Below are 18,084 nucleotides of genomic sequence, written 5' to 3'. Positions count from 1 at the left end.
GCCTGCCCAAGGCAAGTTGTGTTTAACCCCTGCCAGCGCCCACAAACCGTCCGCAACGCCCCCGCCGGCCCTTCCGGATCGAACACGCGTGGGCTTCTAACCGTTAGGTTTCCGGTTTGGCCAAGTGCCTTCTGCAAGAATGGGGACCGAGACAGAAACCGACCACACCACAGGGGGCCGTGATGGCTGGCAAGACACGCAACACGATGATCGTTCAGGCACGCCGGAAGACCGAGGAGTTGGCAGCGAAACGGCGCGAACGCGAAGCGACGCTTCAGTCGCTGGCTACCGACTACCACGCCGCCACGATGATGGCCGAAGCCGGGGTGGAAGAAGCCGAACGGCAAGCAGCCGATCTGATCGCCACGGCGAAGAAGAACGCGGCCGCTGCCATTGATGACGCGAAGGAAACTGTTCGCAAGATGCTCGCCACCGGCGAGACCCGACAAGGCATCGCCGAGCTCCTGGACGTCAGCGTCTCTTACGTCCGCAGCATCGACGTAGCCACACCGAAGAAGGCCAAGGCTGGGGCCGATGCTCCGACTGCCGAGGTTCAGGATTCAGAAGAGAGTGGGAGCGTCGGGGTCGTGTCCGGACATGAGGGGTCGGATCACTGATTCATCCCACCCGTGCTCTTTGAGCGCATCACGGAGCTGCCGCGACTGAACGGTGAAGTTCGCGCGACCGACGCCGCGCCAACGCCACGAGTGGGCGTTGGCGCGGCGTCTCTTTTGTGACCGGTCAATCAGGTTCTCCGCTTGCGTGCCAGGGAACAGGTGACTGTCGGGACCGCCCGTGGCGCGGACACAGATCGGAATATCGCACGAGTGCATGAGCTTGGTGTCAGGGTCCAGCTGCTCACCGGTCAACAGCAAGTGTGCGAAGCGCTGTGGCCGGACAGCATGTTGACCTGTGGGCGTCTTGATCCAGAACCGGCCATAGCCGTCATCGCCGACAGCACCGGTCCACAGCCAGCAGTCATTCTCCCGCGTGCCCTTGACTACCTTGGACCAGAAACGGGCCTCATCCCGCGTTACGGACACAACTGGTTCACCAGCGCCGCCAGCGGCGTTCCAGCCGGTTCGCTGCGAAGAAGAAGGCAACCATGAACAGAGCCGGCGGCAGCGCCTGAAGCAGACTCTGGCCGATCCACGCCACAACGGCAGTGATCAACGCGATCACCCCCGCGGCCTTGCACAGAAAAATCAAGATGCCTTGGCCGGCGGCTACCGGATGCGTGAGGGCGTAGATGATCCAGCCGCCCAGGGCGACGGCGGCGAACGCTGCGAAGAAGATCAGAACGACGGCCACGGCGCGCCCCTAACGATTGATTGACGGGTGGTCGGTGGTCTCAGCAGTTCCATCGTCCCGCCTTGCGCTCCTTGGCTTGGTCGGCGGTCGCGGTGAAGTCCTCGCTGTAGGTGAAGGACTTGCCGTAACCGGTAGCTTCGGCGTGACCCTGTTCAAGGATGGTGCGGTTGACCAGGGTGCCGTCGGTGGTCCAGACGTAGGCAAGAAGACGGTCGTACTTGTCGCGGACCCCTTGGGCGGGATCCGCTGCCAGGAACACTTGGCTCCCGTCCAGGAGTGAGTGCAGGTAGGTGGACGCTTCCGGGCCGCCGCACTCCACCGGCGCGTTCTCTTTGACGCTCTCCGGTGCGTTGATGCCTACAAACCTGACGCGGGTGCTGGTGCCGTTGCAACTGATCCGGATTGTGTCCCCGTCGACAACCTTCTCCACGGTGTACGGGCCACTGGCCGTTGTCCTAAGTGTCGGCGGCCGTGCCGCCGAGCCCGTCGCGCTACAGGGCACCTCGTGCAGCGGCGCCGGGCCACCGGCAGGAACGACCTGCGGTCCGCCCTGGGCCGTGCAGCCGGCGAGGGCAAGAACGGCCAGAACGCTGCCGAAAAGCAGCCGACCCCAGTACTGGGTGCTGGTCATGGGTGATCCTCCTTTGCTGCTGTTTCGGCGCGGGTGCGTCGCCCTGGGCGCAGTTCCCCGGCTTCAACGCCCGGCCATTTCCGTCCGTTGTTGTACTTGCGTTGCAACCGGCGTAGTTCCCGGCGCGCGGCTGCTTCAACGAAGTCCGCAATGGACACATACCCCTCGAGCTGCCCGACCGCTTGCACCGCTGCCCGGATCTGCTTCAGGTCCTCTTCAGTGAAGTAGGGCCCCTTCTTCTCGCTCGACTTCATCAACGGTCCTGGCTTAGAAGGGGGGTTCGGAGTCGGGTCCGTTGCCCCAGGATCCGGCGCTGGCTGACGAGTTCGCGGCCCATGGGTCGTCCTGCTGGGTTGCTTGAGCGCCGGCGCCCTGGTTACCGAATGCTCCACCGTTTCCTGCACCCTGGTTGTTGTTGCGCTGGGTGCGGTTGACCTTCGCATTGGCGTAGCGCAGGCTCGGGCCGATCTCGTCTACTTCGAGCTCGATAACGGTGCGCTTTTCGCCTTCCTTGGTTTCGTAGGATCGGGACTTGAGCCTGCCGGAGACGATGACGCGCGTGCCCTTGGTCAGGGACTCTGCGACGTTCTCAGCCGCTTCCCGCCACACACTGGCACGGAGGAAAAGCGTCTCTCCGTCCTTCCATTCGTTGGACTGACGGTCGAAGGTCCTTGGCGTTGAAGCGATCGTGAAATTCGCTACCGCCGAACCCGACGGAGTGAACCGCAACTCGGGGTCCGATGTCAGGTTTCCAATGACAGTAATCGTGGTTTCGCCGGCCATGATGGTTCCTTTTCCTCGTGTGCTGTTGGTGTTCTCGGTGGGTGTGCTGGTTTCGTTCTGAGGTTCGGTGCCACCCGGTTCGTCGTGGGTGAGATCGTTGGGCTGGTGCTGGTCCGCGGTGTACTCGTCCCAGAGCCCGCCCTCCCCTATCGGGGCCCTACTGATCGCGGCAAGGTAGCGGTCATCGTCAACACTGTAGGGATTGGCATAGACGCCGGCGTACGGGTCCAGGCTGTCGGGGTAAATCCTGCCGCTGGGGTTGGTCTCCCGGAACAAGTCGATCTCCAACGGGATCCGCGGGCTGATCTCGAACCCGTCCACCGGGTGCGGTGTGGTCACAGTCCTCACCCGAGTTCAGCGGCGCGGATGCTCAGCCGGTCGGTGAGTTGCTCTTCAAGGAGGTCCCGGGTGTTGACCTCGTACCTCGATTCCGTCTCCTCGTCGTAGAAGACGGTGGAGGCGTCGTAGAAGCGTCCCTCGGCGGGAGTGGCCGGGGAGTTCAGGAACGCAAGCCCGTACGCGGCAGCCTGGATTTCAGGATCGGTGCGCAGTTCGGTCGGGACAGCATGTTCGTCCAGGATCAGGGTGATGGTCTCTGCGGTGATGGGTGTGGCGTTCATGATGCCTCCTTGTGGGTTGCGGTCGTGTGGTTCATGGCGGCCTGGACGAGCTTGTCACGGCGGAGGCCGGACCAGTGGTCCTGGTCATCGGAGTTGTTCACGATGACGGGTGCCTGGGAGTACCCGAGCTCTTGGGTGATGTATTCCAGCGCGGCCGGCACTTCGGTGATGTCCACGGGTGTGTAGGTGATGCCTTTGGAGTCGAAGTACTCCATGGTGCGGTCGCAGTTCGGGCAACCGGGCTTGGTGTAGACCGTGTAATCGGTGATCATTACTTCCTCCCCAGAACGAGAACGAAAGCGACAACGCTTGCCGTGACTGCAGCGGCGGTGATGAGCAGTGTCGGGATGAGGCCCAGGCCGGCGATTTCGGAGATCCCGAGTGCGGCGACGGCGATGTGGGCGGCAACGGCCAGTCCGAGGAAGAACTCTGCGAAGGAGAAGTCCTTGGTGGCGGTGCGAGTGGTGGTGGAAGTAGTCATTTTCAGTCCTCGGTTTCGTATCAGTTTTGGTTAGGTTCGTCTGGCTGAGTTGCTACTACTATTCTAACTTTTATCCGATCGGATTTAAAGGCTTTTATCCTTTATTTCTAGGGGTTTTTAATCAGTTTTTGGTAGAGATTTTTGGGTGATTTGGGCGTCTGGTGGGTTTTGGAAGTGTCATTTTCAGAAGTTGGCGGCACAAGTGTCAGAAGTCATCAGCACAGTACGGTTCCTGGACGCTTCTGAGAATTTGCAGCGGCTTCCAGCGCAACGCGATTAGGTACTTTCCATTGAGTCGTCCGGCTGAAAATAGTGAGGGGCAACGTTTGGCTGGTCGGGCTACATTGGCTTTTTCCGTGGGAGGCGCCCTGATTGGATCGGCCCTCTGGAGCAAGCTTCGGTTGTTCCGTCTTAACAACAGCCAACATATTACGATGGTGAAAACGGGAATGGGATACGAATGACGCTCGGAATCGTCCTGATGGCGATCGGTCTGCTTTGGTTGCCTATGAGGAAGTGGATTGCACGCCTCCAGTACTCGTTCGCTACCCAGATGTTCGGTGAACCTGAGAAAGTGGATGAAGAACGAGTGACGGGATTTGAGAAGTTCGGCGTCTTCTTCTGCGTTGTCCTTATCGTTGGTGGCTTGAGCATTGTTGTTTTGACACTCATTTTCCGTCCACCGTGGGTAGGAGCCTAGATGAGTCAGCCGTTTCTTGGAATCGTTGGTATTTATCTGGTTCTCAGCGCAGGAGTCCTGTACTTGCTCCGCAATGTCATGGCCAAGGCGGGCACCGACGGGTGGTCGTGGCTTCCCGACGAATTCAAGTTCAAGACCTTTGAACACCAACTCATGTGGTCCAAAGTCGCCGGAGCCATCGTGGCTTTTGCAGGCCTGGTCTTCCTTGTTCTGTTCCTGGTAACCGGATAGCCCATCACAGTGTCGTGTAATTGCGTGACCTTTCGGCTTTGAACAGTTCCTCACGGCTGACCCGCGTCCGGGTCCGTTGCCGGCCGGAAGAGGACGGTGTCCACGCCTCTGCCGGTGAGGGAGCCGCTCTCAAGCAGCTGGATTGCTGTCGCCGTTGCCTCCAGTGTCCTGAGTTGGCTGTCGATTGTGTAGCCTTCGTGAGGTCGCCATTTCAAGGGTCCTACGCGCCCGGAATGGCCGGCCTGCTTCCAGATCCACATGATCATGCGGCTAGCTGTCCGACACTCCGTCAGTGGTGCAGTGAGCTCGTCGATGATGGTGCGCATCAAGCGAAACCAGGTCCCGGCAGGGACCTGCTGGCTGAGCAGCTGAACTCTCCCCGTCGCCATGGCCTGCCACGTTCGTGTGTCCATCGCCAACAGTGTTGCAGGGACAGGCTTTGGTGTTGGGGGCCTGTGTTCCCAGCCAGCGAAGTAGCTGGCTGACTTCGTCCATATTTCCAGAAGACATCCATGGGTTGGGCAACTAAGCGTCAGCGGCAGCAGCCACAACAATTGGTAGGGGTGAGGCGGTGACGTTGCCTCGATGCAATGCGGGCATGCCCGCACCGCCGGGCGCGTTGGACACCACGGCATCCAGGGGTAGATCTCACGCGGCCACCGTATTTCCGCTGGCAGGAGCACGGCGAACTCTCGCGTGTACTTCGCGAACATCCCAGCGTCTGGTTCGGTCTGGGCAAGAAGCCAAGGTGACCAGCCGCTGAGGCTCATTCTCCGGATCCGGTGCGCATCAACGCCGGTTCTTTTCGAGAGCTCCTGAGCTAAACGCTCGGGCGGGCAAGTGTCCAGGTCCGCGGCCCGGCCCGGCCAGAAGCCCAGGTCGGCGACGAGGTCTTCGAGGCTAACGTCGTAGCGGACGGCGATTCGTCGCAGCCAGGACGACAGCGCCTCACCGGGAGCCGGTGCAGGATGCACCGGCCAGCGCCTCACCATGGTCACTGCAGTTGTTTTTCGAAAAGCCTGCGCCGCTCCGTTGGTCCTATGTAATCCGCCAGGGTCAGGGTCCTTCGACTGATCCTCTCCTCGCCTGTCTCCACGGCGGCGACCGCGGCCGCCGTCAGAAGGTGGGCGAGTTCACCTATGGTGCCTTCGCTGCGGGCGAGCAGATACCTGGCCATGTCCTCCGTATCTATGACCGACGGTGAGCGCAAGGGCAACGCGGCGGCGAAGCTGGCCAACAGCGACCTGGCCTCCAGGCCCACTTCCCAGAGCGGCAGAACGAACGGTTCGAACCTGTTCTCAAGCTGGTCATCGGACCGGACAGCCAGGTAGGCCTCCCTCGTGCCAACGCCGACGAGAGGGATGCGCAGCTCGTTGCCCAGATACCGAAGCAGGTTCAGGAACTCGCGTCGTTTCTCCCCGCGGCCGGCCAAAACGTTGTGGAACTCATCGATCACGAGCATCCGGGCTTCGACTTCGCGCAGGAGTGAGAGGGCCAGGCGCTCGGCTTCGGGCAGACGCAGGTTTGACCGGAAGGGCGCACCCATCGCGTTAAGGAGAGCCGTGTAGAACCGAAGCTCCGAAGGTTCAGAGGGCATTTGCACGCACACGACCGGGATGCTTTCGCCGTCCGGGCCCGTTACGGGTGGATGCATTCGATGGAAACGCTCAACGATCATAGTCTTGCCATTGTTCGTCGGCCCGACCAGCAGAAGGTTGGGCATGCGCTGCTTCTTCGGCCAGCTGAAGAGTACTTCCAAGCGCGCAACGGCATCCAAGGCCTTGGGGTAGCCGATCCACCGGTCTGCACGGATGCGGCCCAGCCTCTCCTCGGTGGGCAGCTTTGCCACATCCCGCGCTACGGGGTGCAGATGCGTCAGGTCCCCGGTCTGGTTATCCTCCACAGTCACCATTCCTCGATCTGTTCGAAGGGTTGAACGGAAACCTCTTCCGGGCTCGTGCCTCTTGAGGCATCCGGTGGCGGTGGGACTTTTGCGGGGCTGAGGTGTGGGCGACCCGGGTTCTTGGCGTGCTTGCGGCGTTCGGTTTCCCTGCGGATGCGTTTGGTCGTTTTCAGGGCGGTATCGCTGACCTCGCGCATTTGGTCGATCATCCGAAACAGTGCTGTCTCGTCCACTTGGGTGGCGCCGAGATCATGTAAACGGGCCAGAGCCTGCCGGTGCTCCCACGTGCTGATGGGAGGGTTGGCGATCGACCGGTACGGGACTTCCACGTAGTGGTGTCCGTCCGGTTCCAACACCCAGATCCGGCTGATATCGCGTGGATCTCGTCGGATGACGAACGGCTCCAGCTGGTCGCGCCGGCTGATCCACGGTTTCAGAGCGTTCGCGAAGTAGTGGACATGGTCGATGACGAAGCCTGTTCGGGTCAGTGTGCGACGGATGACCGGGAGGAAGTCCACCAAGAAGGAGGTCTGGTTTGCGGTAACTGCAGGCACCCCGGTGGCAGCTATCCCGGCAGCCCACTTGGCTGCCGGTGTTTGTCCCAGGGTCCTATGAACGCTGCCGTGATAGCTGGCAACAGCAAGTACCAACCACTTCTCCAGCTCCGGCAGCGTCAGGGCAGCCAACCTCTCCGAGTCATAGCGGCCCCGCTCCCCCGGGTTGGAAAACGTTGTTCCCGGAAGCTCGTGGATCCTGCGCATGGCCGTGCCGATGACGCGTTCGACAATGCCGCCGTAGTGGGGTTGCCCAGGTGGCCGATAGGACAACCTGATGCCATGCTGCTCGCACCCACGCCGTAGCGCCTCGCTCTTGAACTCCGCCGCGTTATCCAGGAACAACGATTTCGGCTTGCCGCTCATCGGCCAATCCACCTCTACGCCAAGCCGCTCAAGCCAAGGACGCTTGTCACCAACGGCGTGGGCCAGGCACAATCCGACCGACACAGCCGATGGAGGTTCCAGCGTCACGACCATGCCCACGAGAGCCCTGCTGAAGACGTCGACGGCCACGGTCAGGTACGGCCGGCCAATCGACTGACGTTCCCGTTCATCAACGATGACCACATCAATGATGGTGTGGTCGATCTGTACCTGCTCCAGAGCCGAACTGATCAGCGGAACCTCACCGCCAGCGGCCTGCAGGGTCCTCACCGCATCCGCGCCTTCCCTGCGTCGTCCCACTTCAACGGGGTTGAGCATGGAAATACGCCGAGTCACCGTGTTCCGCGTCGGGGGCTTCAAGGCTTTCAGCGCGCAGGCCCGCGCAATCTCGCGGTGGAGCGCCGCAACGCTCAGTTTTTGTCGAGTCAGGTACCGCCTGCGAATCAGGTCGCGCATGATTTCCTCTACCGGTTCGGGCAGCCGGTTTCGGCCCCTACCTCCGGTGGAATGACGGACCGCTAGGTCCGTTACGAGACCCGAACCTTGTCGATACCGGGCGAGCAACACGTAGACCCGGCGTCGCGAGACACCAAGTTCCGCAGCCGCTTGATCAACAGCAGCAGTGCTGGGGCTGCGGCGCTCCGCCAAGGCACCGATAACCGAGGCACGATTCTTGGCCTGTTCCCAAGCGGCGTCCGACATCGTCAGTTGCCCATCGGCAGCAACACGACTCGGGTCAGTATCCATGCCTGCCTCCTTTTAGGGAACAGGAGTACCGAACAAAAGCACCATAGTGCACGGGACTATCGAGCAGCCAGTGGTCAAGAGCCCAGTGCACTAGTCCCGAGATCACAAGGAAGTTTGTGTAGTCAGCTTCTGAAAATGACAGGAAGATTGCGGGTAGTAGCCCGGGGTGACTCCCCCGGCTTCTTTGAGAGCTTCCCTGGGCGTTGGGGTCCTGTGTCTGTGTCAGGTTCGCCCGGATTTCCCAGTGTGTGGTCCCGGCTGAAAGGAACTGTTCCCCAGCAGAGGGTGGGTCGGCGGCGGGTGGCTTTGCCCATGGGGAAGGTGCCCGGTTCTAGGTGTTAAACAAAGCAGGACCGGCGCTGCCGGTCCTGCTTCGCTCTCCTCGGACAAAGGAAATCTGTGGCTCAGTCTACAAGACTGAGGCCTTGCGCGTTAGGGCGTGGTTCGTGGGTGTGTTGCTCGGTGCCGGCGCAGGAGAAGGTATATGCCCAGGGCGAGGATTGCTCCGATCGCTGCGCCGAGGAACAGGCCGGTAATGCTGCGCGAGCTGTTCAGCAGGATCAGGGGCAGGGAGATGGCTGTGATGAAGCCGAGGTCGAATGGAAGGGTGTCGGGATCGATGTCCTCCATCCTGGAGTGGGCGATCCCCCATTCGATGGCGAGGTAGATCATGGAGATGACCATGAAGATCAAAGCCCCCATCATCACATGGTCAAGGACTGGGAGCAGGCCAGGGAAGATCTCAGCGGGCGTAACCCCTGGGGGTGTCTGCGTGGTCATGGTGACTCCTGTCTGGGATGCCATGGGATGAGCGTAGCGGTGGCCTCTGACAAAACTTCCCGGTGGTGAGTCGATGGAGTAGCCAGACCGCCGGCGGGCGCGGCTTTTGGCGGGTGTGGGCCTGGTGGCGTTGAACGGCGGTCCGCCGCTGGTGATTGGCTGCTGTGGTTCGCCCTGGGCGGCGGACCGCCCGACTTTTGGGAGGTTCCCGGCCCTGCCCATGGTGAGTGGCCGGGGGCCTTGCCGGGCGGTGGGGGTTCCGCCCGGCAAGGGGGTTTAGGCGGCTTCGGGTTCGTCCGCGCGTTCTGTGGTTTCCTCGGTTTTAGTCCCGGGGCCGGTGAGGATGATCTTTTCGACGTCGCTGGCTTCGTATCCCCATGCCGTGAGCTGGGTGAGGTAGTAGCGTGTGTCGCTGTGGCGGCTCCGCCAGCTCGTGCGATCGATGTTTGCCTCGTACGCGGTGATCATGGTGGCGAGGGTGACCGTTTCGGGTTTGGTCGTGGGCTTGTCCACGTAGGCCGTGAACTCGCCGTACCCTGTACCGGTGCCCAGCAGTTCCGCCGTGACTTCGGTCTTGTTCAAGGCCTTGGTCAGGATGTAGCTGGAATGGGCAATCGTGTGGGCGATGAACTTCTGGGCGTTCTTTGGCAGGGCCTTCCGGGCCAGCAGGGTTTTGACGAACTCCCTCCGTACCACCTCGGCCGAATCCATGGCTTTGTTGTTTTCAATGACCTCCCGGCGTGCGGCCTTTTCCTCCTCGGTCATGCCTCCTGCCGGGGCTTTGCCGTCCTTCCGCAGCCCACGGGCCTTCCAGTCTGCGACGGCGAACCTCGTCACCAAACCGCTGTATCCGATGCCGATGCAGACCGCGTCCGCGTCCGCCTCGCTGAGGCGTTCACCTTCTGCGGTGGTCAGTGTGGAGATCATCGCGGCGGCTCCTTTGTAGTCGTAGTAGCTGGGGTCTTCTTCCAGCACGGTGAGACCTTTGGCGGCAGCCTCGGCGCAGGCTTCGGCGAGCAGGGCGTTGTTCCTGCGCTCGTCCCGGAGCCGCTGCGCCCGGTGGGCGAAGTTGCCGGGGTTCTCGGTGGCGAGGCGTTCGAGCGTGGCCACTGCGTCGGCGTCGTCTGCGAATTCCTCGATCACGGCGGACTGTTCCAGCGTCAGGCCTTGGTCCAGTGCCTGGGCTGCTGTGGCGTTCGCCTTGACCTTCAGCGCGGTTTCCACAACGGCTTTCTTGGCTCCCATCTTTCGGGCGATGACGCTGGCGCTCACTCCCAGCAGTGCCATTTGGTGGAACGCTTCGGCGCGGTCGCCGTCGGTGAGTCCGCTGCGGTGGTCGTTCTCCACGACCTGCGTGGCGAGTCGTTCCGCTTCCTCAGGGCTGGCCCCGACGAGCACGGGAATGGTTGCGGCTCCTGCCTCTACGGCTCCGAGGGTGCGGCGCTGTCCCATCAGGACGTGCACGGTTCCGTCCTCGGTCCGGTGTGCGACGACGGGCACCAGTACGCCGTGTTCTTTGATGCTGGCCACGAACTCCTTGGTGAGTCCGGCTTCCTTGCGGACGTTGGTGTCCACGGTCAGGGTGGTGGGGTCGATCATTTCGAGCGTAGGTGTTGCGTTCATGGTGTTGCTCCTTCTTGTCCGAGAAGTTGGGTGGGTGGGGCGACCAATGGTGACCGGCCAGCTTCCCCTCTCCCCCCGTTGTTTTTGGCTGCTGGCGAAGCTTGCGGAGCTGTGGCCGACGGAGGCCTGTCTACCCTTGGGCAAGGTGTGGGAAATTCCCGGAGGAAATAAGCGACGCAGGAGCGCCGTAGGGACATCTCCTGCACCGCAGGCCCCGGAGCCTGCGGAGGGGCTAAACGGGATGGAGCGGACACGTACAATCCGAAGGACAGCAGCCAAAAACGTCGTAGACACACAGGGCCGGGCACGGCGGAGCTCTGCGACGTCGGGACCGGGCCCAACAGCCGGCCACGGAGCGAAGCGGAGTGGACGCCCGAAGGGGTGCGAGCCCCGCGAGCATGCTTCTCCCCCGGCCATCCCGGATCCGCCCAGGTCAATCCCCGCCAAGGCTTGCCGCACGCACCAGGTGAGTGCCGCCGGCCCCGTTGCGGGAACGGCGGTCCGTCGCCGGCAACCACCCACCCAGGCCAGCCGTCCGCGGCGGACCGCCCGCCCACACAAGGCGAACGGCCCACCCCGCCTACGTGGAGCTGTTGGTCGCGCGGTTGTTGAATCGGCGGAAGTTGGCGGCGATTTCTTGGGCGATATCGGTCATCGGTGTTCCCGGGGTGATGGTCTTTTCGTCGTCGGCGGAGAACTCCACCGGTTCGCCGTCGTCGTCGTAGTGGTCCGGGCCGTAGTAGAGCTCTGCCGTGGTGAACCGGGATTCCAGGGGGTTCTTCCAGCTGAATGATCCGGGGCCAACGGTGAATGTGTGGCTGCCTTCGCTCTGAAGGAAAAAGGTGGCGGTGCCTCCGCCGGTTTGTTCGACGTGAAGTTCCAGGCCTTCGGCTTTCATCGCGTCCACCAGGTCCCGCGCGGGAAACCATTCAATCTCTTCGGCGGTCTGTTGTGTTTCGGGGCTTTCAGTCATGGTTCTGTCTCCTTTACGCATGGGGTGGTGGCCGGGACGGGCGTCCCGGCCACCGGTGGGTCTAGCTGGCGAGCAGTTCGGCCAGTTCTGCGGCGTCGGAAACCAGTGCTGCCGTGCCTTCTTTCAGGAGCCGGTGGCAGCCTGCCGAGTTCGCGCTGTGCACGCTTCCGGGTACTGCCGCCACGTGTCGGGCAATGGTTTCGGCGTGGTGCGCGGCGTTCAGCGCGCCGGACCGCCACCGGGCTTCGACAACGCAGGTGACCCCGGCTAGGGCGGCAATGATGCGGTTCCGCTGCAAAAAGCGGTGACGCGTAGGCGCGTTTCCCGGGGGCTGCTCTGAGACGACCAAACCGTTGGCCCTGATCGCGGCCGCGAGGTCGGCGTTGCCGGACGGGTAAACCCGGTCAAGGCCTCCGGCTGCAACCGCGATGGTCGCCGGTCCGGTGCCGGTAAAGCCAGCAAGCGCGCCACGGTGGGCGTGGGCGTCGATGCCGTAGGCCAGGCCGGAGACAATGCAGATTCCACGCTGGGCCAGCCCATGGGCCATCTCACCGGTGACAGCTGCGCCGTAGCTGGTGCAATCGCGGGACCCAGTCAACGCTGCCGCGCGCTGTACCGCGGGGATCCCCTGGGTGAGGTTCCCGACGTACCAAAGCCCATACGGGGCATCAGGCAGATCATCGAGGCCGATGGGCCAGTGTTCGTCACCGGGGATAAGGAAACCTCCGCCCAGTCGTTCGATGGTGGCAAGATCCCTTTCTGCGTCCACGTCCGGGATCCGCTGCGCCCAGCGGCGCAGCCCTTCGTTCAATTCCTCTTCGCCGATGTGGCGGAAGGTGTGGGGCGGTTGCGCCCCGGTTGCTACTCTCAGGGCCGCGTAGGCGCCCAAGGCGTCGACAAGCGCCCGGCCCGTGGAGTCCTGGGAATCGAAAAGACGAGTCAGGGCGGCGCGTGCAATGCGGTCGTTCATGGTGTTGCTCCTTCTTGTCCGAGAAGTTGGGTGGTGGGGCGGCTTAGGTGACCGGCCAGCTCCCCTCTCCCCCAGTTGTTTTTTGTTGCTGGCACGTAGTGCTCTACGGGGCCGACGGAGGCGACTCCTCCCGCCAGGGCGAGGTGCTGGAAATCTTCGAAAGGAAATAAGCGAAGCGCCGTCGAAGAATTCCAGGGCCGTAGGGCCCCGGAGTTTACGGAGGGGTCAGGAGCTTGAGCCGGAGCGGAACCGTATGATCCGCAGGACAGCCACAAAAAACGTCGTAGACACACAGGACCGGGCCCGGCGGAGCTCTGCGACGTCGGGACCGGGCCCAACAGCCGGCCACGGAGCGAAGCGGAGTGGACGCCCAAAACGGGCGCGAGCCCTGCGAGCATGCTTCTGAGTCAGCAACACGGGCACCCGTCCCCCACCGCTTTGAAATTCGGCCTTACGTTCACCAGGTCAAGTGGATCTAAAGTGAAGGACGTTGCCATGAATACTGAAAGCATCAGGCTGGAACTCTCCCGGATGACCGCGAGGGTTGAAGCGTTGGAGGATCAGCCGCTGTCCCGAATCGTTGCGGCGGCCAGGAGCGAGGCCAAGGCGATCAACCTGAGGATGGCCGAGTCCACGTTGCAGGCCTGGGCCCGTGCCGTTCACTACGGCATTGGGTTCCGGTTCCATCTCCGCTGAGTGCGACTGTTCCTGTAAAGGCAGAAGAGCCGGCACCCTGGCGGGTGCCGGCTCTTCATGTGTTCCTCGGACAAAGGAAATCTGTGGTGCAGCGTCGTTGCTGCCGTGGTGCTAGAAGTCGTGGTGTTCCTGGGGGTGGGTGAAGTCCACCGGTCCCAAGGATTCATTGGTGGTGAGCAGCTGCAGCTCGATGACGTCTTCCAGGAAGCTGGCCCCTGGTGTTGGTTTGTCGTCCTCGGTCAGGATGTATTCGGTTCCCATGCTGGATCTCCTGGTGCAGTGTTCTCGTTGGAGTTCACTGTAGCCGTGGATCCTTTGCGTTGGCTGGTTGCCGCTGCGCCCGCGCCAGCGTCATGGCGGCCGGGGGAGCGCCAGCGGAGGAGGCCGCCCCGCTACCTGAGAGGCCGGGCAGGACCGTTGCTGATCCTGCCCGGCCATACCGGTTAGCTGGTGGGGCGCCTGTAGGCGGTTTCTTGGTTCTTGGCGACTTCTGCGATGTAGACGCTGCCAATCAGGTCGTACAGCTGTTCTGCGAACCGGTAACCGTGCACGTCCTCGACCGCCAGTTTCAGGTAGCGCTCTGCGTGCTTTCCATATCCTTTGAGCCATTGCAGCCATCCCATGAGGGTCAGCATCGGCGCGCGCCGGCCTTCGGGGACGGCCTTCATCAGTTCGAACGCGATGGTTTCGGCGTGGTCCACGCGCTTCCAGTCCGGGCGGCCGTTGAACTTGCCCAGAATGATGTCAATGATGACGCCGTTGTTCGTGGTGATGATGTCCGCCATGAGGAAGTCCCTGATGTACGCGTCTTGGAACCACGCCGCCAGTTTCCGTGCGGTCTCGTGGTCCGGCATGGCGTCGGCGTCCAGCACGGTGCCCCACTCGCGGCGCGCTTCCTCCACGGATTCCTCCGTGCGGACGGGCACCTGAACCGGCTCAACCCATTTGCCCAGCAACGCCGGGTTGTAGACGTCCACGTTCGGGGCGCTTCCCATGAAGGTCAAAGTGGCGTTGGCGTTGCTGTCCTTGATCTGCTCCAGCGGGTTTCGCTCCGTGCTGCCGTAAGCGGCCCAGTGGGTGCTGGTAACGAGGTAGACCTTGCGGACGGGCATCCGTGCCGTGGCCAGTTCGTTGCCCAGGGCCGCGACGTGCGCGGCATAGGGGAACCGGGCATCTGTACTGGTTTCGTCGGTGTAGACGATGAGGTAGCAGGCCGTGGCGTTCTCGTCCTGCGCCGCGAGGCTGGTCACGGTCTGGGCGAAACCCAGCGGGGCCGCGTCCATCGGTGCATCCACGCGCAGCGTGGCGCCAAGTGCTCCGGCGGTGGCCGTGAGCACGACGAACGATTCGGTGGGGGTTCCTCCGAGCAGGTGCGGGACGTAGGCCAGCAGGTCGGCGGGGCTGGTGAGGGTGAGTTTTTCAGTCATGATGTGTTGTCCTTCTTGTCCGAGAAAGTAAATGGTTGGGGTGGCCGGGAACGTCGGGTTCCCGGCCACCGTGGGCGGTTAGGCCGCTGGCTGGATCAGGCGGGTGTCGAAGAGTGCTTCGGCCCTGCGGATGAGGTAGTCCGGCACGTCGGTGTCGTGGCTGAGTCCTTCCCTGCCCAGGAACACGGCGTTCCCGGTCACCGGCAGGTCAAGGCCGGTTTCGTGGAGCAGCTGCACCGCACGGACGTTCGACGGTCCGGTGGTTTGCGTTTCCGCGTTCAGGTAGACCTGCCAGTCGCCTCGGGCGATGCATTCCAGTCCGCCGCCGACGATGATCTGAAGGCTTGCGTGCCGGGCGTCAACGCTGTGCACAGTGACGCTTTCGCTCAGGCGCGCCGGGACGTAGAGCCCGATCAGGTGCTTCAACATGGTGTTGCTCCTTCTTGTCCGAGAAGTTGGGTGGGTGGGGCGACCAATGGTGACCGGCCAGCTTCCCCTCTCCCCCCGTTGTTTTTGGCTGCTGGCGAAGCTTGCGGAGCTGTGGCCGACGGAGGCCTGTCTACCCTTGGGCAAGGTGTGGGAAATTCCCGGAGGAAATAAGCGACGCAGGAGCGCCGTAGGGACATCTCCTGCACCGCAGGCCCCGGAGCCTGCGGAGGGGCTAGACGGGGTGGAGCGGACACGTACAATCCGAAGGACAGCAGCCAAAAACGTCGTAGACAAGCAGGTGACGACGAGCAGGAGCTCTGCGACGGACCGGCAGCACCCAACAGCCGGCCGCGCCAGCGGACGCCCGTCAACTGGTTGAAGCGCAGCGAAAACCAGGGCGAGCCCCGCGAGCCTGCTCCTCCCCTGGCCATCCCGGATCCGCCCAGGTCAATCCCCGCCAAGGCTTGCCGCACGCTCCACGTGAGCAACGCCGGCCCCGTTGCGGGAACGGCGGTCCGCCGCCGGCAACCACCCACCCAGGCGGCCACCTGCGGGGGACCGCCCGCGGTGACCGGCCTCGAAAGACCGGCCACTCTCCGGTCTACTCGCGGCGGTCGTGGAGCGGGATGGCTCCGTACTGTCCGGCCGCGCGTCGGAATCGTGAGTCGCTGCTGAAGATGAACGTGCCGCCGAACATGTACCACGGGGCGGGTTCGTCGCCTGGGGCGACTGGCTCGGCGTGGGTCACGGTTTCGCGGTCGAAGCTCTCGTTTTTGACGAGCCGGACGGCGGGCCGTTCCTCGGTCGCTTCGAAAACGGGGTCGATGCCCTCGCCGATGACGGTTACCTCCATGACGCGGGCGGAAATGCCCTGATTGGAGAAGTCCGTGCCCAGGGCGTCGCGGTAGATCAGGGCGGTGATGCCTTTGGGGGTTGTGGTGGCGTGGCTCATGTGCTGGCTCCTTTGAAGTGGTGGGGATGTGCTGCCCGGCTCTGGCCGGGCAGCACATCGGTTCTCGGTTCCTGCTAGAGGAACGTGGGGCGGTGTTCTGCGGCGAACAGGACGGCCGCGGCTTCGTTGTGCCAGTCCAGTGCCGCGTATTGCCGGGTGGTGGTCAGCTCGCCGGGGTTCACGCTGGCCTCGGTGGTGACGGCTTCGGCCATGCCGCGGATGTGCGCGGCGAGGTCTTCGGCACCTGTGGCGCTGTAGGCCACGGGGGACTTCTCCACGATTGCGGCGAGGGTTTCGAGGAAGACCACGGCTTGGGCCGGGCTGTTGGCGATGCTGCGAGTTTCAGGCATTATTCCTGGTCCTTTGCTGGTTTGGTGCCTTGCCGGGCGGTGGGGGTCCGCCCGGCAAGGAGTCAAGGGGCTGTTAGGCGGCGGCTGCTGGTTGGAACGTGGGCGGGATGCGGTAGCGGCTGGGTAGCTCCGCGGCGGCTTCGGGCAGGTCTGCCGGGCCTTGGGCTTGCCCGTTCTTCCAGTGGGAAAAAGCCTCTTCGGTGATCGCGTCCCAGAAGCGGGCCTTGGTCCGGTAGAACGTCGTTTTCACGTCTCCCTCGCAGTAGGTGGCCATGCCGAACAGGTTGCCGATCGCGTCGGCGGTGCGGGTTCCGGCAACCATGACGTAGGGCCACTGGCCGAGGTCCCAGCCGTCGCATCCCCAGTTGGGGATCACTACCCAGCCGTGTTCTGAGATGAGGTCCATCCAGTCGTAGCCGTCGTTCATGTGGTAATCCACGAGTACGGGCACGTCGTGGATGGCTTCGCTGGTGTCCTCGGTGGTGATCGTCTGGACGCTGATTGCGTTCATGGTGTTGCTCCTTCTTGTCCGAGAAGTTGGGTGGGTGGGGCGACCAATGGTGACCGGCCAGCTTCCCCTCTCCCCCCGTTGTTTTTGGCTGCTGGCGAAGCTTGCGGAGCTGTGGCCGACGGAGGCCTGTCTACCCTTGGGCAAGGGGCAGGAAATTCCCGGAGGAAATAAGCGACGCAGGAGCGCCGGAGGGACATTTCCTGCGCCGCAGGCCCCGACGTAGGAGGGGCTAGACGGGGTGTAGCGGACACGTACAATCCGAAGGACAGCAGCCATAAAACGTCGTAGACACATCAGGGCCAGGGTGTCCGGAGCTCCGCGACGGCGCGCCCTGGACCCAACAGCCGGCCACGAAGTGGACGCCCAAAAGGGGTGCGAGCCCCGCGAGCATAGTGGCCCTAAGGGGCTAGGCTGGCCTCAATCTTTAGGATGGGATACCTGAACCGTGGAGCTACTCATTGGAAGTGTCGTTGCGGGAGTGGCCGTACTTATCGGTGTTCTCGTGATCGTAAAGCGCAAAGCGCTCAGCAAATTGATGGAAGGCTCTCAGCAAGCAAGGTTTGGTAAGACGGGCACCAAGTTGATGGTTCGGCCAGAGCCTGGGTACATGGTCGTTGTCGGGCTAGGTGCCGTCCTCATTGGAGTGGCGATAGCGATTGTGTTGATAACCCGCTGACTTCGTAGGAAGGCTCATGCGGAGTCCGAAGGGCAACCCGGGCCAGTAGGGCGGGCCGCCGTGTGGCAGGCCCGCCCCGGATCCGGCTAGCTTCCGTCTTCCTTGGGGACTTTGGAGTTGGCGCGGTACGCCATGATCGAGGCTCCCAGTGCTGTGAGTGAGAGAACGAAGTTCACGATGGTCAGCGGTTCCATGAGGTTTCCTTATCGGTGAGTAGGACTTAGTCTGAGAAGGAGCCGGCGGCCGCAACCAAAGCGGTCACGACCACCGGGTTTCGTAGCTACACCTACTTCCTTGTTACGCTTCCGCTTCCGAGTTGCAGCTCGGGAGGGTTTGCTCTTTAGGCGCG

25 protein-coding genes and 1 pseudogene are annotated in these 18,084 nt (G+C 62.9%); 4 read left to right on the top strand and 22 right to left on the bottom strand.

Going from position 1 to position 18,084, the window contains the following annotated elements; all coding sequences use genetic code 11:
• The first annotated feature begins 182 nt into the window (after positions 1 to 182).
• Complete coding sequence (locus AC5RU9_RS20860; RefSeq protein ID WP_494018001.1) at positions 183 to 617, top strand: hypothetical protein; 435 nt, start codon at positions 183 to 185, stop codon at positions 615 to 617.
• On the opposite strand, the gene AC5RU9_RS20855 is transcribed toward AC5RU9_RS20860, so the two are convergent.
• The 8 genes from AC5RU9_RS20855 to AC5RU9_RS20820 are packed head-to-tail and all read right to left on the bottom strand — an operon-like array spanning position 561 to position 3,826.
• Entirely contained in the window at positions 561 to 1,043 is a 483-nt protein-coding gene (locus AC5RU9_RS20855) for a hypothetical protein (RefSeq protein ID WP_494018000.1), read from the bottom strand. The genes AC5RU9_RS20860 and AC5RU9_RS20855 overlap by 57 nt on opposite strands.
• 7 nt (positions 1,044 to 1,050) lie before the next feature.
• Positions 1,051 to 1,311: a chemotaxis protein gene (locus tag AC5RU9_RS20850; protein ID WP_494017999.1), complete on the bottom strand. Its 261-nt coding sequence runs from the start codon at positions 1,309 to 1,311 to the stop codon at positions 1,051 to 1,053.
• Between the two features lie 40 nt (positions 1,312 to 1,351).
• Positions 1,352 to 1,942 carry a thermonuclease family protein gene (locus tag AC5RU9_RS20845; RefSeq protein WP_494017998.1) on the bottom strand — a complete coding sequence of 197 codons (591 nt, stop codon included), beginning with the start codon at positions 1,940 to 1,942 and terminating at the stop codon, positions 1,352 to 1,354.
• Positions 1,939 to 2,196, bottom strand: a complete 258-nt coding sequence (locus tag AC5RU9_RS20840; protein ID WP_494017997.1) for a ParB family protein — start codon at positions 2,194 to 2,196, stop codon at positions 1,939 to 1,941. The genes AC5RU9_RS20845 and AC5RU9_RS20840 overlap by 4 nt, the downstream gene beginning before the upstream one ends.
• 13 nt (positions 2,197 to 2,209) lie before the next feature.
• Complete coding sequence (locus AC5RU9_RS20835) at positions 2,210 to 3,064, bottom strand: single-stranded DNA-binding protein (RefSeq protein ID WP_494017996.1); 855 nt, start codon at positions 3,062 to 3,064, stop codon at positions 2,210 to 2,212.
• Positions 3,065 to 3,069: 5 nt separating this feature from the next.
• On the bottom strand, positions 3,070 to 3,345 hold the full coding sequence (locus AC5RU9_RS20830; protein ID WP_494017995.1) for a hypothetical protein: 276 nt from the start codon (positions 3,343 to 3,345) through the stop codon (positions 3,070 to 3,072).
• Positions 3,342 to 3,617 carry a glutaredoxin family protein gene (locus tag AC5RU9_RS20825; RefSeq protein ID WP_494017994.1) on the bottom strand — a complete coding sequence of 92 codons (276 nt, stop codon included), beginning with the start codon at positions 3,615 to 3,617 and terminating at the stop codon, positions 3,342 to 3,344. The genes AC5RU9_RS20830 and AC5RU9_RS20825 overlap by 4 nt, the downstream gene beginning before the upstream one ends.
• Positions 3,617 to 3,826: a hypothetical protein gene (locus AC5RU9_RS20820; RefSeq protein WP_494017993.1), complete on the bottom strand. Its 210-nt coding sequence runs from the start codon at positions 3,824 to 3,826 to the stop codon at positions 3,617 to 3,619. The genes AC5RU9_RS20825 and AC5RU9_RS20820 overlap by 1 nt, the downstream gene beginning before the upstream one ends.
• Before the next feature lie 460 nt (positions 3,827 to 4,286).
• On the opposite strand from AC5RU9_RS20820, the gene AC5RU9_RS20815 reads away from it, so the two are divergent.
• Both AC5RU9_RS20815 and AC5RU9_RS20810 read left to right on the top strand, forming a co-directional pair.
• Positions 4,287 to 4,526: a hypothetical protein gene (locus AC5RU9_RS20815; protein WP_494017992.1), complete on the top strand. Its 240-nt coding sequence runs from the start codon at positions 4,287 to 4,289 to the stop codon at positions 4,524 to 4,526.
• Positions 4,527 to 4,757: a hypothetical protein gene (locus AC5RU9_RS20810; RefSeq protein ID WP_494017991.1), complete on the top strand. Its 231-nt coding sequence runs from the start codon at positions 4,527 to 4,529 to the stop codon at positions 4,755 to 4,757. It begins immediately after the preceding gene.
• Positions 4,758 to 4,807: 50 nt separating this feature from the next.
• On the opposite strand, the gene AC5RU9_RS20805 is transcribed toward AC5RU9_RS20810, so the two are convergent.
• The 8 genes and pseudogenes from AC5RU9_RS20805 to dprA all read right to left on the bottom strand — a co-directional run bounded on the left by AC5RU9_RS20805 (position 4,808) and on the right by dprA (position 12,694).
• Positions 4,808 to 5,170 carry a hypothetical protein gene (locus tag AC5RU9_RS20805; protein WP_494018009.1) on the bottom strand — a complete coding sequence of 121 codons (363 nt, stop codon included), beginning with the start codon at positions 5,168 to 5,170 and terminating at the stop codon, positions 4,808 to 4,810.
• A gap of 99 nt (positions 5,171 to 5,269) precedes the next feature.
• A pseudogene (locus AC5RU9_RS20800) lies at positions 5,270 to 5,749 on the bottom strand (TniQ family protein); the annotation flags it as partial.
• 2 nt (positions 5,750 to 5,751) lie between these two features.
• A complete protein-coding gene (locus tag AC5RU9_RS20795) occupies positions 5,752 to 6,669 on the bottom strand; it encodes a TniB family NTP-binding protein (RefSeq protein WP_494017990.1) in 918 nt (305 codons plus the stop codon).
• On the bottom strand, positions 6,663 to 8,348 hold the full coding sequence (locus tag AC5RU9_RS20790; protein WP_494017989.1) for a transposase: 1,686 nt from the start codon (positions 8,346 to 8,348) through the stop codon (positions 6,663 to 6,665). The genes AC5RU9_RS20795 and AC5RU9_RS20790 overlap by 7 nt, the downstream gene beginning before the upstream one ends.
• A 432-nt stretch (positions 8,349 to 8,780) precedes the next feature.
• Positions 8,781 to 9,152: a hypothetical protein gene (locus AC5RU9_RS20785; RefSeq protein WP_494017988.1), complete on the bottom strand. Its 372-nt coding sequence runs from the start codon at positions 9,150 to 9,152 to the stop codon at positions 8,781 to 8,783.
• Between the two features lie 252 nt (positions 9,153 to 9,404).
• On the bottom strand, positions 9,405 to 10,751 hold the full coding sequence (locus tag AC5RU9_RS20780; protein ID WP_494017987.1) for a ParB/RepB/Spo0J family partition protein: 1,347 nt from the start codon (positions 10,749 to 10,751) through the stop codon (positions 9,405 to 9,407).
• 580 nt (positions 10,752 to 11,331) lie between these two features.
• Positions 11,332 to 11,724: a hypothetical protein gene (locus AC5RU9_RS20775; RefSeq protein WP_494017986.1), complete on the bottom strand. Its 393-nt coding sequence runs from the start codon at positions 11,722 to 11,724 to the stop codon at positions 11,332 to 11,334.
• 61 nt (positions 11,725 to 11,785) lie between these two features.
• Entirely contained in the window at positions 11,786 to 12,694 is a 909-nt protein-coding gene (gene dprA / locus AC5RU9_RS20770; protein ID WP_494017985.1) for a DNA-processing protein DprA, read from the bottom strand.
• Between the two features lie 495 nt (positions 12,695 to 13,189).
• On the opposite strand from dprA, the gene AC5RU9_RS20765 reads away from it, so the two are divergent.
• Positions 13,190 to 13,390: a hypothetical protein gene (locus tag AC5RU9_RS20765; protein WP_494017984.1), complete on the top strand. Its 201-nt coding sequence runs from the start codon at positions 13,190 to 13,192 to the stop codon at positions 13,388 to 13,390.
• A gap of 111 nt (positions 13,391 to 13,501) precedes the next feature.
• Here the strand turns inward: AC5RU9_RS20765 and AC5RU9_RS20760 are convergent, their stop codons facing one another.
• The 6 genes from AC5RU9_RS20760 to AC5RU9_RS20735 form a co-directional block, all read right to left on the bottom strand.
• Positions 13,502 to 13,651: a hypothetical protein gene (locus tag AC5RU9_RS20760; RefSeq protein ID WP_494017983.1), complete on the bottom strand. Its 150-nt coding sequence runs from the start codon at positions 13,649 to 13,651 to the stop codon at positions 13,502 to 13,504.
• A 182-nt stretch (positions 13,652 to 13,833) separates the two neighbouring features.
• Positions 13,834 to 14,817, bottom strand: a complete 984-nt coding sequence (locus tag AC5RU9_RS20755) for a DUF4192 family protein (protein ID WP_494017982.1) — start codon at positions 14,815 to 14,817, stop codon at positions 13,834 to 13,836.
• A gap of 78 nt (positions 14,818 to 14,895) precedes the next feature.
• Entirely contained in the window at positions 14,896 to 15,246 is a 351-nt protein-coding gene (locus AC5RU9_RS20750; RefSeq protein ID WP_494017981.1) for a DUF3846 domain-containing protein, read from the bottom strand.
• Positions 15,247 to 15,847: 601 nt separating this feature from the next.
• Positions 15,848 to 16,198, bottom strand: coding sequence for a hypothetical protein (locus tag AC5RU9_RS20745; protein WP_494017980.1), 351 nt, complete (start codon positions 16,196 to 16,198; stop codon positions 15,848 to 15,850).
• A gap of 74 nt (positions 16,199 to 16,272) precedes the next feature.
• The gene (locus tag AC5RU9_RS20740; protein ID WP_494017979.1) at positions 16,273 to 16,548 is read right to left on the bottom strand and encodes a hypothetical protein; all 276 of its coding nucleotides are present in this window, start codon (positions 16,546 to 16,548) and stop codon (positions 16,273 to 16,275) included.
• Positions 16,549 to 16,621: 73 nt separating this feature from the next.
• Positions 16,622 to 17,059: a hypothetical protein gene (locus tag AC5RU9_RS20735; RefSeq protein ID WP_494017978.1), complete on the bottom strand. Its 438-nt coding sequence runs from the start codon at positions 17,057 to 17,059 to the stop codon at positions 16,622 to 16,624.
• Positions 17,060 to 18,084 lie beyond the last annotated feature (1,025 nt).

Source organism: Arthrobacter sp. B0316-5-4, from assembly GCF_059090325.1.
The sequence above is the reverse complement of the archived record's forward strand: the minus strand, read 5'-3'. Positions and strand labels throughout refer to the sequence as shown.

Bases quoted from the DNA above. Each gene is read 5' to 3' on its own strand.
- AC5RU9_RS20815 (WP_494017992.1), top strand. From the start codon at position 4,287: ATGACGCTCGGAATCGTCCTGATGGCGATCGGTCTGCTTTGGTTGCCT.
- AC5RU9_RS20790 (WP_494017989.1), bottom strand. From the start codon at position 8,348: ATGGATACTGACCCGAGTCGTGTTGCTGCCGATGGGCAACTGACGATG.
- AC5RU9_RS20755 (WP_494017982.1), bottom strand. From the start codon at position 14,817: ATGACTGAAAAACTCACCCTCACCAGCCCCGCCGACCTGCTGGCCTAC.
- AC5RU9_RS20765 (WP_494017984.1), top strand. From the start codon at position 13,190: ATGAATACTGAAAGCATCAGGCTGGAACTCTCCCGGATGACCGCGAGG.
- AC5RU9_RS20750 (WP_494017981.1), bottom strand. From the start codon at position 15,246: ATGTTGAAGCACCTGATCGGGCTCTACGTCCCGGCGCGCCTGAGCGAA.
- AC5RU9_RS20825 (WP_494017994.1), bottom strand. From the start codon at position 3,617: ATGATCACCGATTACACGGTCTACACCAAGCCCGGTTGCCCGAACTGC.
- AC5RU9_RS20820 (WP_494017993.1), bottom strand. From the start codon at position 3,826: ATGACTACTTCCACCACCACTCGCACCGCCACCAAGGACTTCTCCTTC.
- AC5RU9_RS20735 (WP_494017978.1), bottom strand. From the start codon at position 17,059: ATGAACGCAATCAGCGTCCAGACGATCACCACCGAGGACACCAGCGAA.
- AC5RU9_RS20775 (WP_494017986.1), bottom strand. From the start codon at position 11,724: ATGACTGAAAGCCCCGAAACACAACAGACCGCCGAAGAGATTGAATGG.
- AC5RU9_RS20830 (WP_494017995.1), bottom strand. From the start codon at position 3,345: ATGAACGCCACACCCATCACCGCAGAGACCATCACCCTGATCCTGGAC.
- AC5RU9_RS20860 (WP_494018001.1), top strand. From the start codon at position 183: ATGGCTGGCAAGACACGCAACACGATGATCGTTCAGGCACGCCGGAAG.
- dprA (WP_494017985.1), bottom strand. From the start codon at position 12,694: ATGAACGACCGCATTGCACGCGCCGCCCTGACTCGTCTTTTCGATTCC.
- AC5RU9_RS20840 (WP_494017997.1), bottom strand. From the start codon at position 2,196: ATGAAGTCGAGCGAGAAGAAGGGGCCCTACTTCACTGAAGAGGACCTG.
- AC5RU9_RS20795 (WP_494017990.1), bottom strand. From the start codon at position 6,669: ATGGTGACTGTGGAGGATAACCAGACCGGGGACCTGACGCATCTGCAC.
- AC5RU9_RS20740 (WP_494017979.1), bottom strand. From the start codon at position 16,548: ATGCCTGAAACTCGCAGCATCGCCAACAGCCCGGCCCAAGCCGTGGTC.
- AC5RU9_RS20805 (WP_494018009.1), bottom strand. From the start codon at position 5,170: ATGGACACACGAACGTGGCAGGCCATGGCGACGGGGAGAGTTCAGCTG.
- AC5RU9_RS20745 (WP_494017980.1), bottom strand. From the start codon at position 16,198: ATGAGCCACGCCACCACAACCCCCAAAGGCATCACCGCCCTGATCTAC.
- AC5RU9_RS20810 (WP_494017991.1), top strand. From the start codon at position 4,527: ATGAGTCAGCCGTTTCTTGGAATCGTTGGTATTTATCTGGTTCTCAGC.
- AC5RU9_RS20760 (WP_494017983.1), bottom strand. From the start codon at position 13,651: ATGGGAACCGAATACATCCTGACCGAGGACGACAAACCAACACCAGGG.
- AC5RU9_RS20845 (WP_494017998.1), bottom strand. From the start codon at position 1,942: ATGACCAGCACCCAGTACTGGGGTCGGCTGCTTTTCGGCAGCGTTCTG.
- AC5RU9_RS20780 (WP_494017987.1), bottom strand. From the start codon at position 10,751: ATGAACGCAACACCTACGCTCGAAATGATCGACCCCACCACCCTGACC.
- AC5RU9_RS20785 (WP_494017988.1), bottom strand. From the start codon at position 9,152: ATGGCATCCCAGACAGGAGTCACCATGACCACGCAGACACCCCCAGGG.